Origin of the sequence: Burkholderia sp. HI2500 (assembly GCF_002223055.1) — a bacterium.
In the GTDB taxonomy this organism is placed as follows: domain Bacteria; phylum Pseudomonadota; class Gammaproteobacteria; order Burkholderiales; family Burkholderiaceae; genus Burkholderia.
The window spans coordinates 1,689,837-1,704,212 of the sequence record NZ_NKFL01000006.1; the positions used below are offsets into that span (position 1 = coordinate 1,689,837).

At 67.1% G+C, this 14,376-nt stretch carries 14 protein-coding genes and 1 tRNA gene; 6 read left to right on the plus strand and 9 right to left on the minus strand.

The window, feature by feature from the left end; translation table 11 throughout:
• Positions 1-219: 219 nt before the first annotated feature.
• Positions 220-936: an SDR family oxidoreductase gene (locus CFB45_RS25290; RefSeq protein WP_089427909.1), complete on the minus strand. Its 717-nt coding sequence runs from the start codon at positions 934-936 to the stop codon at positions 220-222.
• Between the two features lie 133 nt (positions 937-1,069).
• Between CFB45_RS25290 and CFB45_RS25295 the strand changes: the two genes are divergently transcribed.
• The gene (locus CFB45_RS25295) at positions 1,070-2,047 is read left to right on the plus strand and encodes a LysR family transcriptional regulator (RefSeq protein WP_089427910.1); all 978 of its coding nucleotides are present in this window, start codon (positions 1,070-1,072) and stop codon (positions 2,045-2,047) included.
• An 8-nt stretch (positions 2,048-2,055) separates the two neighbouring features.
• On the opposite strand, the gene CFB45_RS25300 is transcribed toward CFB45_RS25295, so the two are convergent.
• Entirely contained in the window at positions 2,056-2,793 is a 738-nt protein-coding gene (locus CFB45_RS25300; protein ID WP_089427911.1) for an SDR family oxidoreductase, read from the minus strand.
• Between the two features lie 103 nt (positions 2,794-2,896).
• Here CFB45_RS25300 and CFB45_RS25305 point away from each other — a divergent pair, with 103 nt between their 5' ends.
• Positions 2,897-3,853 (plus strand): LysR family transcriptional regulator, encoded by a 957-nt coding sequence (locus tag CFB45_RS25305; RefSeq protein ID WP_089427912.1) that lies wholly within the window; start codon positions 2,897-2,899, stop codon positions 3,851-3,853.
• A 142-nt stretch (positions 3,854-3,995) separates the two neighbouring features.
• Complete coding sequence (locus CFB45_RS25310; RefSeq protein WP_089427913.1) at positions 3,996-5,384, plus strand: nucleobase:cation symporter-2 family protein; 1,389 nt, start codon at positions 3,996-3,998, stop codon at positions 5,382-5,384.
• Between the two features lie 131 nt (positions 5,385-5,515).
• On the opposite strand, the gene CFB45_RS25315 is transcribed toward CFB45_RS25310, so the two are convergent.
• Positions 5,516-6,478 carry a LysR family transcriptional regulator gene (locus CFB45_RS25315; RefSeq protein WP_256978360.1) on the minus strand — a complete coding sequence of 321 codons (963 nt, stop codon included), beginning with the start codon at positions 6,476-6,478 and terminating at the stop codon, positions 5,516-5,518.
• Positions 6,479-6,531: 53 nt separating this feature from the next.
• On the opposite strand from CFB45_RS25315, the gene CFB45_RS25320 reads away from it, so the two are divergent.
• The 3 genes from CFB45_RS25320 to CFB45_RS25330 all read left to right on the plus strand — a co-directional run bounded on the left by CFB45_RS25320 (position 6,532) and on the right by CFB45_RS25330 (position 8,453).
• Positions 6,532-7,251 carry an SDR family oxidoreductase gene (locus tag CFB45_RS25320; protein ID WP_089427914.1) on the plus strand — a complete coding sequence of 240 codons (720 nt, stop codon included), beginning with the start codon at positions 6,532-6,534 and terminating at the stop codon, positions 7,249-7,251.
• Positions 7,252-7,409: 158 nt separating this feature from the next.
• Positions 7,410-7,817, plus strand: coding sequence for a VOC family protein (locus CFB45_RS25325; protein ID WP_089427915.1), 408 nt, complete (start codon positions 7,410-7,412; stop codon positions 7,815-7,817).
• Positions 7,818-8,027: 210 nt separating this feature from the next.
• Positions 8,028-8,453, plus strand: a complete 426-nt coding sequence (locus CFB45_RS25330) for an NUDIX hydrolase (RefSeq protein ID WP_089427916.1) — start codon at positions 8,028-8,030, stop codon at positions 8,451-8,453.
• A 77-nt stretch (positions 8,454-8,530) separates the two neighbouring features.
• Here CFB45_RS25330 and CFB45_RS25335 read toward each other — a convergent pair whose 3' ends face one another.
• From CFB45_RS25335 to fdhE, 6 genes are all read right to left on the minus strand, one after another.
• The gene (locus CFB45_RS25335) at positions 8,531-8,743 is read right to left on the minus strand and encodes a hypothetical protein (protein ID WP_089427917.1); all 213 of its coding nucleotides are present in this window, start codon (positions 8,741-8,743) and stop codon (positions 8,531-8,533) included.
• A gap of 288 nt (positions 8,744-9,031) precedes the next feature.
• Positions 9,032-9,787 carry a Fic family protein gene (locus tag CFB45_RS25340; protein ID WP_089427918.1) on the minus strand — a complete coding sequence of 252 codons (756 nt, stop codon included), beginning with the start codon at positions 9,785-9,787 and terminating at the stop codon, positions 9,032-9,034.
• A 56-nt stretch (positions 9,788-9,843) separates the two neighbouring features.
• Positions 9,844-9,939: transfer RNA gene (locus tag CFB45_RS25345), tRNA-Sec, on the minus strand.
• Positions 9,940-9,971: 32 nt separating this feature from the next.
• Complete coding sequence (gene selB, locus CFB45_RS25350; protein ID WP_089429142.1) at positions 9,972-11,897, minus strand: selenocysteine-specific translation elongation factor; 1,926 nt, start codon at positions 11,895-11,897, stop codon at positions 9,972-9,974.
• Positions 11,894-13,333, minus strand: coding sequence for an L-seryl-tRNA(Sec) selenium transferase (selA, locus tag CFB45_RS25355; RefSeq protein ID WP_089427919.1), 1,440 nt, complete (start codon positions 13,331-13,333; stop codon positions 11,894-11,896). Before selA ends, selB begins: the two co-directional genes overlap by 4 nt.
• A 77-nt stretch (positions 13,334-13,410) precedes the next feature.
• Complete coding sequence (fdhE, locus tag CFB45_RS25360) at positions 13,411-14,346, minus strand: formate dehydrogenase accessory protein FdhE (RefSeq protein WP_179250128.1); 936 nt, start codon at positions 14,344-14,346, stop codon at positions 13,411-13,413.
• Positions 14,347-14,376: the final 30 nt, after the last annotated feature.

Consider the following 14,376-nt stretch of genomic DNA (forward strand, 5'->3'; position numbering starts at 1 on the left):
GCTCGACATTGCAGATGCGATCGACGCATGGAGAGACCATCTTACAGATAGTCTCTTATCTAGATCTGCCGGGGCAATTTACGGCGCCGGACGCGGGCATGTCAAGCGCATCCGGTTGTGCGGCGCAGCGATTCTAGTTGCGCTCGCAACCATATCGGTAGTTTCCCGGGGACGGTGAATCCGCTCGTGGCGGCCGCGCCTTCCGGTGTCAGTTCGCGGTCACCACGGCACCGTCCGCCCCAGATAGTCGAGATACTCGAGCCCCGGGCGCACGCGCTTTGCGATCAGCACGTCGACGAGACTCGGCACGCTTTCCTCGATCGTCAGGCGCGCATCCGGCCCACCGAGTTCCGTGCGGACCCAGCCGGGCGCCATCAGCACCATCGCACGCCGCGTATCGGCCTGGCGCACCGCGAAGCTGCGCATGAACTGGTTCAGTGCGGCCTTGCTGCCGCGATAGACCTCGCGCATCCCGCTGACGTTGTTCGCGACGCTGCCCTGCCCCGACGACATCGCACCGATCAGGCCATCGTCGGTCACGAGATCCTGCAGCGTCTCGATCACACGCATCGGCGCCAGCGCATTCGTGATCATCACGCGCACGAACTCGTCGGTCGTCACTTCGCCGATCGTTTCGGTGGGCTCGTTCGTCGTGCCCGCGTTCACGAACAGCATGTCGAAGCGCCGGCCCGCCAGCCGCTCGCGCAGCGCGGCCAGTTGCACCGGTTCGCAAATGTCGAGCGTCTCGATGTCGAGCCGGCCGTCGAACCTGTCGGCGAGTTCGTGCAGCTTCGTGCGTCCCGATCCTGCGCGCACGGTGCCCGTTACGCGCCAGCCTTTGTCCAGGAACGCCTCCGCCATCGCGAGCCCGAGGCCGCGCGAGGCCGCGACGAGCAGGAGCGCAGGGACGTTTCGGTTCGATTCAGTGGATTGCATGGTTGCCGCCTTTGCCGGGTTTCGTCATGCAGCCACTATAGGTGTGCACCACGACAGGCGCCAGACGCACCCGATTCAACTTGTAGTTGCATCCAACGCCATGTCAAATCGCACGGAAGCGTATCCTGTCGCCATGGAAGACATCGACCTGAACCTCGTCACCGCGCTCGACGTGCTGCTGTCGGAAGGCAGCGTGACCGGCGCCGCGCGCCGGCTTGGCCTGAGCACATCGGCAATGAGCCGCACGCTCACGCGGCTGCGGATGGCCACCGCCGATCCGTTGCTCGTGCGCGCCGGGCGCAAGCTCGTGCCGACACCGCACGCCGCCGCGTTGCGCGACCGCGTGCATGCGATCGCCAGCGATGCGCGCGCGGTGCTGCGGCCGGCGACGGCCGACGTGGACATGGCGACGCACGCCTCCACGTTCACCGTCCGCGCGGCCGCCTCGTTCATGGAAATGCTGTCCGGCCCGGTGGTCGCCGCACTCGGCGAAATCGCGCCGCAGGTGCGCATCCGCTTCGTCCCGAAGCCCGACCGCGATCCGCAAGCGTTGCGCGACGGCACCGTCGACCTGGAAATCGGCAAACGCGGCGACGATGCCCCCGAGTTGCACACCCGCATGCTGTTTCACGACTGGCACGTCGCCGTGGCGCGCGCCGGGCACCCGCTGTTCGCATCGGGCCGGATCACGCCCGCGCGCTATGCGGCCTGCCGTCACGTGATCGCGTCGCAGCTGGGCGATTTCGGCGGTCCGGCTGACGACTCGACCAACAAGGCCGGCTCGAACCACTCCGTACAGGTCGTCGTACCGGGCTACCCCGATGCGATGCGGGTCGCGGCCAGCACCGACCTGATCGCGCTCCTGCCGCGCTCGAGCCTCGGCAACGCGTTCTCGCCGGGGCTCACGGAAGCCCTCGGGCTGCGCAGCTTCGAGATCCCGGTGCGCCTGCCCGAGATCCTCGTGTCCGCGCTGTGGCATCCGCGCATGCACGGCGACCCCGTGCACCGTCGCCTGCGCGATGCGGTCATCGCCGTCTGCCAGCGCGCGTATCCGGACGGCCGCGCGCCGCGCCCACCGGCACGTCGCACCGGCACGCGCGCGGCAGGCTGAGGCACGGCTCAGACCAGCCGCCCGCCACCATCGATGTGCAGGATCTCGCCATTCATGAAGCCGTTGCCCAGCAGGAACGCGATCGCTTCCCCCACTTCATCGGCGCGCCCGACGCGGCCGCCGGGCAATGCCGCCGCCGCGCCCGCGAGGATCGCATCGCGCGCTTCCGGACCGAACGCGTCGTAAAGCGGCGTCTCGACGAAGCCGGGCGCGACGACGTTCACACGAATCGGCTTCAGTTCCAGCGCGAGCGACTGCGCCAGCGCCTCGACCCCGCGCACGGCGGCGGCAATGACCGACGTGCCCTGCGCGGCCGGACGATCCGACAGTTGCCCGCCGGTCAGCACGATCGAGCCGGTCGCGGACATCAGCGGCAACGCAGCGCGGATCGCGTAGACCGGCCCGGCGATACGCTCCTGCCACGCGGCGAGCAGGAGATCGGGATCGGTCTCGTTCAGCTTGCCGGCAATGAACCGGCCGGCCGTGACGACCAGGTGATCGACGCGCGTGATCGTGTCGAATACGGCCTGCACGGCATGGCGGTCCGCGATGTCGGCCACCGCGACGCGCGCGCCGCCGATCGCCTGTGCGGCGGATTCGAGTTTCGCGCGGGCCCGGCCGACCAGCGTGACACTGGCGCCTTTTGCCTTCGCGGCGGCCGCGGCCTCGAGGCCGATTCCGGAACTCCCGCCGAATACCACGACGTGCGCACCGTCCAGTGCCGAAGATTGCGTTGCCTCGTTCATGTCGACTCCTCATCAGGGATTGAAGGTTCGCGAACGTTAGGTCATTCTCCATTGCGCAGGAATATGGGAGACTTGAATAAAGGTCATGCCATAAAGGAATGAGATGGATTCGCTGCGATCCATGCGCGTGTTCGTCCGCGCGATCGAGCTCGGCAATTTCTCGGCGGTCGCGCGGGAGGAAGGTACCGGCCAGCCGACGATCAGCAAGATCGTCGCCGCATTCGAGAAGGAACTGGGCGTTCGCCTGCTCGAACGCTCGACCACGAGCCTCGCGCCCACCGACGAAGGCCGCCGGTTCTACGATCGCTGCAAGCGCGTGATCGACGAATACGCGAGCGCGGTGGCCGAGGTGCGCGGGCAAACGGTGCGGCCGGTCGGCAAGCTGGTCGTCAATGCGCCGCTGGGGCTGGGCGAGCTGAGACTGAACGCGCTCGTGCTCGAATTCCTCGCCGCGTGGCCGGAGATCGAGGTCGAGCTCCAATTGACCGACCGCGTGATCGACCTCGTCGAAGAAGGCGTCGATGTCGCCATTCGCCTCGGCCAGCTGCTGCCGCCGGATGCCGTGGCGCGCCACATCGCGTCGTCGCCGCGCCTGCTGGTCGCCACGCCGGCGTACGTGGCGCGGGCGCCGAAGCTCCGCCGGCCGGACGACCTCGCGAAGCACGAGTATGTCGGCTACGCGCGCGCGGACATCGGCAACGAACTGGCCTTCGCGCGCGGCGACGAGCAAGTCGTCGTTCCGGTGCGCGGCCGGTATCGCGTGAACAGTTCGATGGCGCTGCGGGAATGCTTCCTGGCCGGGAACGCGGTGGGCAGCGGGCCGGCGTGGCTCGTTCAGGACCTGATCGACAGCGGCCAGCTCGTCCGGTTGCTGCCGAAGTGGGACATGGTGCCGCCGCATGCGCTGCACCTCGTCTATGCGTCGCGCCGGTATCTGCCGCTGCGAACCCGCACGTTCCTGCAGTTCATGGAGCAGCGGATTCCCGAGCTGCCCGGGTTCCATGCGATCACCGCCCCGACCCGCACCCCGACCGCGCCCGCACCGCGGCGGGCCCGCTAGTCGACGCTCGCCGCGGCCACGGCCGGCCCGGGCACCGATCCGCCACCGTTTTCCCGATCCGCCGAATCCCCGCTATTGCAGCGGTGCCGGCGGGCCGTTCGGCTAAAATGCCGCACTTTCCACCTTGTCCGGCCCGCTCGCCATGCAACCCGCCTCCCCCGCCCAACCCGCCGCCCACGGCGCCGACGCCGCAGATTCGGCCCGCGACCTCGTCTACGGCCCGAACGACCGGCCGGCGCCGATGGTCGCCTTCGTCGCCGCACTGCAGCACCTGCTGGCGATCATCGTGCCGATCGTCACGCCCGGCCTGCTGATCTGCCAGGCGCTCGGCGTGTCCAGCCGCGATACGACCCTGATCGTGTCGATGTCGCTGGTGATTTCCGGCATCGCCACCTTCGTCCAGTGCAAGCGCTTCGGCCCGCTGGGCGCCGGCCTGCTGATCGTCCAGGGCACGAGCTTCAACTTCGTCGGCCCGCTGATCGCCGGCGGCAGCCTGATGGTCAAGCAAGGCACGCCGGTCGAGACCGTGATGGCCGCGATCTTCGGCGTCGTGATTGCCGGGTCGTTCGTCGAGATGGGCGTGTCGCGCATCCTGCCGTTCGTGAAGCGCCTGATCACGCCGCTCGTCACCGGCATCGTCGTGCTGCTGATCGGCCTCACGCTGATCAAGGTCGGCCTGATCAGCATGGGCGGCGGCTACGGCGCGATGGCCAAGGGCACCTTCGCGAGCGCGGAGAACCTGACGCTGTCCGGCCTCGTGCTCGGCACGATCATCCTGCTGAACCGCGTGCCGATCGTGTGGGTGCGCAGCACCGCGCTCGTCATCGCACTCGTGATCGGCTATCTCGCGGCCGCGTTCCTCGGCCGCCTCGATTTCACCGGCATGCACCAGGCCGCGCTGTTCCAGGTCCCGACGCCGCTGCACTTCGGCATCGGCTTCTCGTGGGCGCTGTTCGTGCCGATGCTGATCATCTACCTCGTCACGTCGCTCGAGGCGATCGGCGACGTCACGGCCACCAGCAAGATCTCGAACGAGCCGGTCGAAGGCCCGGTGTGGATGCAACGGATCAAGGGCGGCGTGCTCGTGAACGGCGCGAACTCGCTGCTGGCCGGCGTGTTCAACACGTTCCCGAGCTCGGTGTTCGCGCAGAACAACGGCGTGATCCAGATCACCGGCGTCGCCAGCCGCTACGTCGGCATCTGGATCGCGGGGATGCTCGTGGTGCTCGGCCTGTTCCCGGTCGTCGCCGGCGTGCTGCAGGCCGTGCCGGAGCCCGTGCTCGGCGGCGCGGCGATGGTGATGTTCGGCGCGGTGGCCGCATCGGGCATCAACATCCTCGCCGGCGTCCATCTCGATCGTCGCGCACTGCTGATCATCGCGGTGTCGCTCGCGCTCGGCCTCGGCGTGTCGCAAGTGCCGGACATCCTCAACAGCCTGCCGCACGCGCTGAAGAACGTGCTGGAATCGGGCGTGGCAACGGGCGGCATCTGCGCGCTCGTGATGAACTGGTTCCTGCCGGAAAAGAAGTAACGGCGCGACGCCTGACCGGCGCCCCCGCAAGCCGCGCTCCCGGTGCATCGGGCGCGCGGCTTTTTTCATGGCGGACGAGTATGTCCCGTCCGCGTTGCCCGGGATCGGCGCGCCACGCACGCGCCAATCACTCAGTTCATGCGGGCCGCCTGCTCCGTCAATCCGATGAGCCAGCGCAGGCCGCTATCCCCCTGATGCGCGGTCTTCCACAACGCACTGACCTGATGCATCGGCGTATCGAACGGCAACGGGCTGATGCGCAAGCCCAGGCTACGGCTCCAGATCCGGGCGATATAGTCGGGCACCGTCACCAGCACCGGATTGTCGCGCGCGATGAAAGGCTGGGTCGCAAAGTGAGGATTGGAAAATATCACGCGCCGTTGCTTGCCCAGCGACGCCAGCCGCTCGTCGATGAATCCATGCAGCTCGCCCTTGAACGAAGTCAGCGCATGCGGATACGCCAGAAACTCGCGCAAGCTCAGCGATTCGCCTCGCGGCCGGATCAGCTTCGGGTTGTAGAGGCAGACAAAGCGCCAGTCGAGCAGAATGCGCTGCTGTTGCCATGGCGCGCACTCGTTGAACACCCCCAACGCAATCTCGATCTCGTTTCGTTCAAACATGCTGGAGACGCGGTGGCAGTCGGTATCCAGGGAGATGAGCTTCACGCCCGGCGCCTCGGCGGAAAGCATCTTCAACAACGCGGGAAACAACGTGACCGCTATCGCTTCTGACACACCGATGCGGAAGGTCCGGCTGGCGTTTCGGGCATCGAACGGTTGCCCCGCCCGCATGGTCTCGTGAAGACCGATCAGCAGCGCGTCGATCTGCCGGGAAAGCTCCAGCGCGCGTGGGGTCGGCTCCATGCCCGACCGGCCGCGCACGAACAACTCGTCGCCAAACGCCGCCCGGAGTCGTTTCAGCGCCCCGCTCACCGCGGGCTGACCAAGAAACAACCGCTCCGCCGCACGCGTGACGTGGCGCTCCTGCATGAGTGCATGGAAGACGAGCAGCAGATTGAGATCGAATCGACGAAGATCATTCTCAATGATGGAAGTCATCATCGCAAACAATTGGAGTGATAGTCGGTCAAGCATGCATGCTATCTCCAGGCGCTGCAACAACCGTAGCGCAAACACCGGGGAAGGCAATGCACAACGACACTGGCAGGGTGGTGGTACTGGGCGGCTCGTCCGGCATCGGCCTCGCGACCGTCCGGCGACTGGCCGGCGCCGGCTACGACGTGATCGCCACGGGACGCGATGCGGACAAGTTGCAGGCCGCGACGGCATCGATCGACGGATCGGTGCGTATCGACGCGTTTGACGGGGCACAGCGCGAGCAATTGGAGCGCTTCTTCGCGAGCGCCGGGAGCATCGACCACCTGGTGATCGCATTGAGTGGCGGCGACGGAGCCGGCCCTTTCAGGGAACTCGATCTGGGCAGCCTGCGGCGCGGCTTCGACGCGAAGTTCTGGCCACATGTCCAGGCGGCGCAGGCGGCCCTGCCGACCTTGCGCAGCGGGGGCAGCATCACCTTCGTCACCGCCATTTCCGCGCGCGTCGCCAACCCGGGTACCAGCGGCCTGGCCGCGATCAATGCCGCCATCGAGGCAATGGTGCCGGTACTGGCCCGCGAACTGGCGCCAACCCGGGTCAACGCGGTCTCGCCCGGCGTGGTGAAGACGCCGTGGTGGAACGGCCTACCCGACGGCGCCCGGCGAGCCTTCTTCGAGCAACACGCAAGCGCATTGCCCGTGGGACGCATCGGCGAGCCCGACGACGTCGCGCAGGCCATCGCCTTCCTGATCGGAAATGGCTACACCACGGGCAGCGTCATCGAGTGCGACGGCGGCCTGCATCTCCTGTGATCGGGAGAAGCGGGTTCAGCCGCCGGCGCCGCGACGTCATGAAAGGCACCCTGCCGTACGAACTGATTGAACGACATCCGGATTGCAACCTCCCGCGCGACCGCAACCCGGGCACGTGACTCGTTGTTTCGACCACAACCCGAAGGAGAAAACCGCCTATGTCCAGGCAACTGTTCATCAACCTGCCGGTGCGGGACCTGTCAAAGGCGACGGCGTTCTACACCGCCATCGGCGCCAGCATGAATCCGCAGTTCAGTGACGACACGAGTTCCTGCATGGTGCTGTCGGACACGCTCTTCGTCATGCTCATGACGCATGAAAAATGGGCGCGCTTCACGAAGAAGCCGATCGTCGATTCCCGGCGCGAAAGCGAGGTCATGCTCGCGCTCAGCGCCGACGATCGCGAGAGCGTGGACAGGCTGACCGACATTGCGGGCGCGCATGGCGGCAAGGCAGACGTCAACGCCCGGCAGGATCTCGGCTTCATGTACGGTCGAAGCTTCGAAGACCCCGACGGACATATCTGGGAAGTGATGTTCGTCGACATGTCCCGCATCGAGGGATAACGTCGCCCGATTCGAAGCGAAGGGCGAGCCATCGCACACTTCATGCCGACGTCCCGCCCCCTGGGCGCGGACGACCGGGCGCCGGCCGGGCACGGATTCGAATCTGCGAAACGCAGCGGCGGCCTGGCCGGAGACGCGACGGTGACGATCGATCGTCAAACCACGTCAGACCCGCTTTGCCGATCGATCCGCGATGGTTAGAATTGCTTCATGCCTCAAACCCCCGCCCCCACCAACGCCCCCGAAGCGAGCACCGTCCCGGTCAAGGAACGTGCGACCATCGTCTGCTACCGCGGTGAGAAAGTCTTGCTCGTTGCCCGTGCGGCGTCGCGCTGGGCCCTTCCCGGCGGCACGATCAAGCGCGGGGAAACGCCGCTCGAAGCCGCACATCGCGAGTTATCCGAAGAAACCGGCATGACCGGCCAGCATCTCGTCTACTCGATGCAGTTCACCGGCCTCGCGAAGATCCATCACGTGTTCTTCGCCGAAGTCGGCCCGGACCAGACGCCGCAAGCGAACAACGAGATCGAGAAATGCAAGTGGTTTCCGATCGACAGCGTCGACGGGTTGCGCGCCAGCATTCCGACGAAGCGCATCGTCGAACTCGTTTATCAACACGAAATCAGCAAGACGTAGCCCGCGACGGACGTGCGTATTCGCGAGCCGGCAAACCGGCCCGGATCATCCTGGGTGGATCAGCAGCACATGAGCGCTCAGTGCGGACGCCTTCTTCGCAACTCGTGTGTGGCATAGACGACCAGGAAGATGCCCAGCATCGCAATACCGGACGCCATGAAGTCGTTCGCGCTTCCCGAGCTTTGCAGGGACGTCGGGAAAATGCCGAGACTCAATCCTGCACCAGCAAGAAGCAGTCCTGCAGCCACGCCCCAGATCGGTCCGGCGGTCTTGTCGATTTTATTTTTCATACAGCACCCGTCTACAGTCATTACCTGAACGGTATCGGCAAGGGACGCCGCGTCTACCTTCAGTGATTCGACTATAGCCCGAAAAAAAATCGCAAACTTTTAGTGCTTTTCCCGATCAAGTTTTGGCGAATGCAATCGCCGGTGCTGTCGTGCAATTGCACGTTGATTGAAGCGTGTCGGGTCGACAAGATGAAACGGGGTGGCGGAAGGCAGCAGGAGTTGAAGTAACCGGCCCGGACACGACGCCTCAGTGATCGAACCAGCCTGAGAGGTGTTCGGAATGGCCCGTTACGTGCGCAATCCAAGCACGCCGAGGTAGGCGTCGAGCGAGCGCTGCACTGACTCGGCCACCAGGCGCGTGATGCCGCTGTAGTCGCCGGTCGTGCACGCCTCGTCCAGCGTATCGTAGTAAGCCAGCCGGTCTTCCTTGCGAATGACCGCTGGCGGATAGCCAGACTTCATCAGTTCGAAATTGAGTAGCAGCCGCCCCGTTCTTCCATTGCCGTCGACAAACGGATGGATTTTCACAAACCGCGTATGCAGTTCGGCAGCCCGCGCCACCGGATGCATTGCTCCCGCCTGCGTATCCCAATCGATGAGCGCGGCCATTTCAGCCGGCAAATGCAGGAAATCCGGGGGCGTCGTGCTTGCGCCTGCGATCACGACGTTCTCCCGGCGATATCTGCCGGCCTCGCCGTCGTCGATCCCCTTCAATACCAGCCCGTGGATATTCCGGATCTGCCATTCGGACAGCGTCTCCTGCTTGCCGACGATTTCTTCGACATAGAGAATCGCGTCGCGATGATTGGTGGCCTCGAAATGCTCGCGCAGCGACTTTCCGCCGACCGTAATGCCTTCGAGTACGACCTTCGTTTCCCGCAACGTCAGCGTGTTGCCTTCGATCGCATTCGAATGATAAGTCCACTCCAGCATCAGCTTTTCGCGCAAAGACGCCAGCGTGTGCGGCGGAAGCGGACGCGCCGCGTCCAGCTTTGCCTTGTCGGCATCGACGGCTTCCAGCAGAAGCGATACGGACGAATCCATGAAATCACCAAAATCGACCAATGCGCGCCATTTTACTCCGCGTCGGGAATGGCGAATGGCGGAAGGCAGCAGGAGTCGAACCTACCCGGGAGTGTCTGACACCCCCAACTGGATTTGAAGTCCAGCCGTACCACCGGATACGAATGCCTTCCGTGGGGAAAAGAACCCAAAGAACAACGAGTGCCTACGCCTGAATACCCGCCCAACCGCTGTCAGGCCGCAGGAGGTGAAGATCGCGGTGGAAGCGAGTATACCCAACCCGGTCGAAGAACTCGAGAATCTGGATCGCGCGCTTGCGGCCGAGCCCCGTCGCATCGCGGAACGTCGCGGCATCGAGCCCGCCGGCGCGCAACGGCGCGAGATGCGCAACCAGTTCCGCCAGCTCGCGCACCACGTCCGCGTGATAGAACAGGTCGCGCACGACCTGGTGCACGTCACCGCGCCGCGCGAGCTTGCGCAGCAACGCGCGCACCGCGTCCTCGGCCGCGCCCGTGTCACGGGCCAGGTCTCGCACCCACGGCGGATCGAAGCGCCCCGCGTGAATCAGCGGCAGCAGTTGCTGCGCCAGCGCCTCCTCGCGCGGCTCGAGGCTTACCGAATGCGACGGCAGGTGCAGCCACGGCCCGCTTCGCGCGACTTCGCCGCCGGCCACCAGCGCATCGACGAGCGCGCGCCACAGCGCATCGCCGGCGAGCGGCGCTGACATCCGCCGCAACCGCGCGGCGTCGAGCCCCTGCTCGTCGGGCATGCGCTCGTGATACGCGCGCAGCGTATCGATCGCCCGCGTCTGCAGTGCGCGCCAGTGCGCCCGGGCAATCACCGCGCCGTCGTTCGACGCGGCGTCGCGCGGCCCGATCGCCAGCGCGTCTTCCGGCAAGGCCAGCGCATTCGGCGCGAAACCCGTCAGATGCGTGAGCATCGCGCGCGGGATGCCGAGCGGCGCCTGCGCGAGCAGCGCATCGAGGCGGCCCGCGTCGAGCCATTCGGCCAGCGCGTCGAGCCACGCGCGGCGCGCAGGCGTACGACGCTTGCGCGCCGGCCCGAACGGATCGAGCACGCGGCCGCCGCCGACCGTGCGCGTCGCCTGCGGATTGCGGACGATGAACCGGTCGCCCGGCAGCGCAAACACCGGCTCGTCGAATACGAGTTGCACGCGCATGCGCTGGCCGGCCGCGAGCGTATCGCCGTCGAGCAGCGCGACATGCGCGACGCGATGCAGCGTGCCGAGATGCACGTGCAGCGGCGCCCAGTGCGTCAGCGTGAGCCCCGCATCCACGAGCAGCGTCAGCTCGACATCGAGACGCGGCGAGGTCGCGACGAGCCGCGCATCGGCGACGGTGTCGCCTCGCTCGACATCGGCCTTGTCGACCCCGGCCAGATTCAGCGCGCAACGCTCGCCCGCGCGGCCGGCCTCGACCGGCCGGTTCTGCGCGTGGATGCTGCGTACACGCGCCGCGCCGCCCGTGCGCACGATCGCGAGCGTGTCGCCGGTCGCGACGCGGCCCGCGAACGCGGTGCCCGTCACGACGGTACCCTGCCCCGCGAGCGTGAACACGCGATCGACCGCGAGCCGGAACAGCCCGTCGTCGCGGCGGGCGCGCCACGCGATCGCCGCGTCGGCCAGGTAACGCTTCAACGCGGCGACGCCCGGATCGTCCGCAGCCGTCGCACGCGTTTCGAAAATCGGCACGCCGGCCAGCGTGGAGTCGTTCAGCCACGTGGCGATCTCGTCACGCACTTCGGCCACGCGTGCGGCATCGACGCGATCGCACTTCGTCAGCGCGACGGCGCCATGCGTGACGCCAAGCAGTTGCAGGATCGCGCGATGCTCGCGCGTCTGCGGCATCACGCCGTCGTCGGCGGCAATCACGAGCAGCGCGAAGTCGATCCCGCATGCGCCGGCCGCCATCGTATGAATCAGCTTCTCGTGGCCCGGCACGTCGATCAGGCCGAGCACGTCGCCGTTGTCGAGCGGCGTATACGCGTAACCGAGCTCGATCGAGATGCCGCGCGCCTTCTCTTCCTTCAGGCGATCGGTATCGACGCCCGTCAGCGCGCGCACCAGCGTCGTCTTGCCGTGGTCGATGTGCCCCGCGGTACCGACGATCATGCAGCCGGCCCCGCGAGCGGCACGCATTGCGCGACGAACACCGCCTCGTCGGCGGCTTCGAGGCAGCGCAGGTCGAGCCGCAGCGCATTGTCGGCGACGCGGCCGATCACCGGGCGCGGCCATTCGCGCAGCCGTTTCTCGAGCTGCGCCAGTGCACGGCCGCCGCGCTTGCCGTCCGCCGTGCGTACGACGAGCCCGGCGCTCGGCAACTGGTCGACCGGCAGCGCGCCGCTGCCGATCTGGCTGAACATCGGCTCGACCGTCACGTCGAAACCGCTGCCGAGCGCGGCCTGCAGCGCCGGACGCACGCGTTCGGCGGCCTCGGCGATCTCGCGTTGCGGGCGCGTCAGCAGCCGCAGCGTCGTGAGCCGGTCGCGCAGGAACTCGGGCGACTGGTAGAGGCGCAGCACCGGCTCGAGCGCCGCGAGCGTCAGCTTGCCGACGCGCAGCGCGCGCTTGAGCGGATGTTTCTTGATCTTCGCGATCAGCGCGCGATCGCCGACGATCAGGCCGGCCTGCGGCCCGCCGAGCAGCTTGTCGCCGCTGAACGTGACAACGTTTGCGCCGGCGGCGACGGTTTCCTGCACGGTCGTCTCGTGCGGCAGGCCCCATTGCGACAGGTCGGCGAGCGTGCCGCTGCCGAGATCGACGGCCACCGGCAGCCCATGCTCGCGCGCGAGCGGCGCGAGTTCGGCGAGCGTCGCCTCCTTCGTGAAGCCGCTGATCGCGTAGTTGCTGCAATGCACCTTCATCAGCAGCGCGGTGCGCGGGCCGATGGCTTCCGCGTAGTCGCGCAGATGGGTGCGGTTGGTGGTGCCGACCTCGCGCAGCCTGGCGCCCGCGCGGCTCATGATGTCGGGAATGCGGAATGCGCCGCCGATTTCCACCAGCTCGCCACGCGACACGACGACTTCCCGTTTCGTCGCCAGCGCCGACAGCGCCAGCAGCACGGCCGCCGCGTTATTGTTGACGACGGTCGCGGCTTCCGCGCCCGTCAGTTCGCACAGCAGATCGTCGATCAGGTCGTCGCGATCGCCGCGGCGGCCCGTGGCGAGATCGAATTCGAGGTTGACCGGCCGCGTCAGCACGTCGACCACCGCGCGCACCGCGTCGTCGGGCAACAGAGCGCGCCCGAGGTTCGTGTGCAGCACGGTGCCGGTCAGGTTGAACACGGCGCGCACCGCGCCCGCGCTCTGCGCGGCCAGCGTGCGCGCGACGGCCGCGGCGATGCGCGGCTCGTCGAGCGGCTCGGCCGCCGCCGGATCGTGTTGCGCGGCGGTACGCCAGCGTTCGAGCTCGGCACGCACGGCGTTCAGCACGCGCGTGCGGCCGTAGTCCGCGATGAGCGGTTGCAGCGGCGCCGACGACAGCACGCGCTCCACGGACGGCACGCGCGCCAGTACCGCATTCAGTTCATTCACACCGGGTTCGGTCACGTCGTTGTGGCTCCAGTCTCATGCTTCGCAGCGGGCCGGCGCCGGTGCTCGCGCACCGTCCCCGCCGGCCCGTGCCGTCAATTCGCGTCCCGCGAGACATCCGGCCACAGCAGCGGGTTCGGTGAACTGCGCTGGTAGCCGGCTTCGTTCATCAGCAGGTCGAGCGTGAGACTCGCGAGATCGTCCGCCAGCGGCTCGAACTCGTAGTCCTTGTCCTGATAGCCGATCTTGCGATAGGTCTTGCACTCGTCGCACGATTCGGCCTTGACGGCTTCGCTGCCGCCCTCGATCCCGTGATAGGCGATGCCTTTCGTCGAATCGCAGTGCGAGCACTTCGTGCGCACCATGTGCCACTCGGTCGTGCATAGCCCGCATTGCAGGAAACGGTAGCCCTGGTACTGGCCGCCGACCCGCACGACGCTCGCGACCGGATGCGTGCCGCACACGGGGCACAGCCCCGGCTGGTCGAGATACGGGACGTCGGCCGGCGGAACGCGGCTGGCGAGGTCCGTCCAGACCACCTGCAGCGCGGCCATCAGGAACGGCGCGGTAGCCGGGTCGACTTCGGCGAAACGCAGCGCGAGGATCGCGTCGGCTTGCGCGTCGAGTTCGGCGGGCGCCATCAGGCGCAGCCGGTCGAGCAGCTTCGCGAGCTGCGGGTTGACGAGCCCGGCGCCTTCGACGCGGTCGAGCAGTTCGTACAGCACGGCGCGCCAGCGCGGATCGCGCTCGCCGTCGAGCGCCGGCACGAGCGGCATCGAATGCTCCTGCGCACGCGCGATCGCTTCCTTCGACGGCAGCGGCAGTTCGAGCGTTTGCAGCGTCGCGTGCTGCGCATCGGCGACGGTGGCCATCAGCCGCAGGTAGCCGCTGATCGGGTTCAGGTCGGCCAGCTTGCGCAGCCGCGCGGCGCGCGCCGAGAACGCGGTGGCGCGCTCGGGCAGGCGAAAGCGCGGGATGGCCGAATGATCGAGGGTCGAGATCTCGGTCGGTTCGAGGATGCGTTGTGTCACAAAAATATCTTCCAAAAAAACAAGCGCCGA

Coding starts and splice junctions, on each gene's coding strand:
- CFB45_RS25290 (WP_089427909.1), bottom strand. CDS start 936: ATGCAATCCACTGAATCGAACCGAAACGTCCCTGCGCTCCTGCTCGTC.
- CFB45_RS25295 (WP_089427910.1), top strand. CDS start 1,070: ATGGAAGACATCGACCTGAACCTCGTCACCGCGCTCGACGTGCTGCTG.
- CFB45_RS25300 (WP_089427911.1), bottom strand. CDS start 2,793: ATGAACGAGGCAACGCAATCTTCGGCACTGGACGGTGCGCACGTCGTG.
- CFB45_RS25305 (WP_089427912.1), top strand. CDS start 2,897: ATGGATTCGCTGCGATCCATGCGCGTGTTCGTCCGCGCGATCGAGCTC.
- CFB45_RS25310 (WP_089427913.1), top strand. CDS start 3,996: ATGCAACCCGCCTCCCCCGCCCAACCCGCCGCCCACGGCGCCGACGCC.
- CFB45_RS25315 (WP_256978360.1), bottom strand. CDS start 6,478: ATGCTTGACCGACTATCACTCCAATTGTTTGCGATGATGACTTCCATC.
- CFB45_RS25320 (WP_089427914.1), top strand. CDS start 6,532: ATGCACAACGACACTGGCAGGGTGGTGGTACTGGGCGGCTCGTCCGGC.
- CFB45_RS25325 (WP_089427915.1), top strand. CDS start 7,410: ATGTCCAGGCAACTGTTCATCAACCTGCCGGTGCGGGACCTGTCAAAG.
- CFB45_RS25330 (WP_089427916.1), top strand. CDS start 8,028: ATGCCTCAAACCCCCGCCCCCACCAACGCCCCCGAAGCGAGCACCGTC.
- CFB45_RS25335 (WP_089427917.1), bottom strand. CDS start 8,743: ATGAAAAATAAAATCGACAAGACCGCCGGACCGATCTGGGGCGTGGCT.
- CFB45_RS25340 (WP_089427918.1), bottom strand. CDS start 9,787: ATGGATTCGTCCGTATCGCTTCTGCTGGAAGCCGTCGATGCCGACAAG.
- selB (WP_089429142.1), bottom strand. CDS start 11,897: ATGATCGTCGGTACCGCGGGGCACATCGACCACGGCAAGACGACGCTG.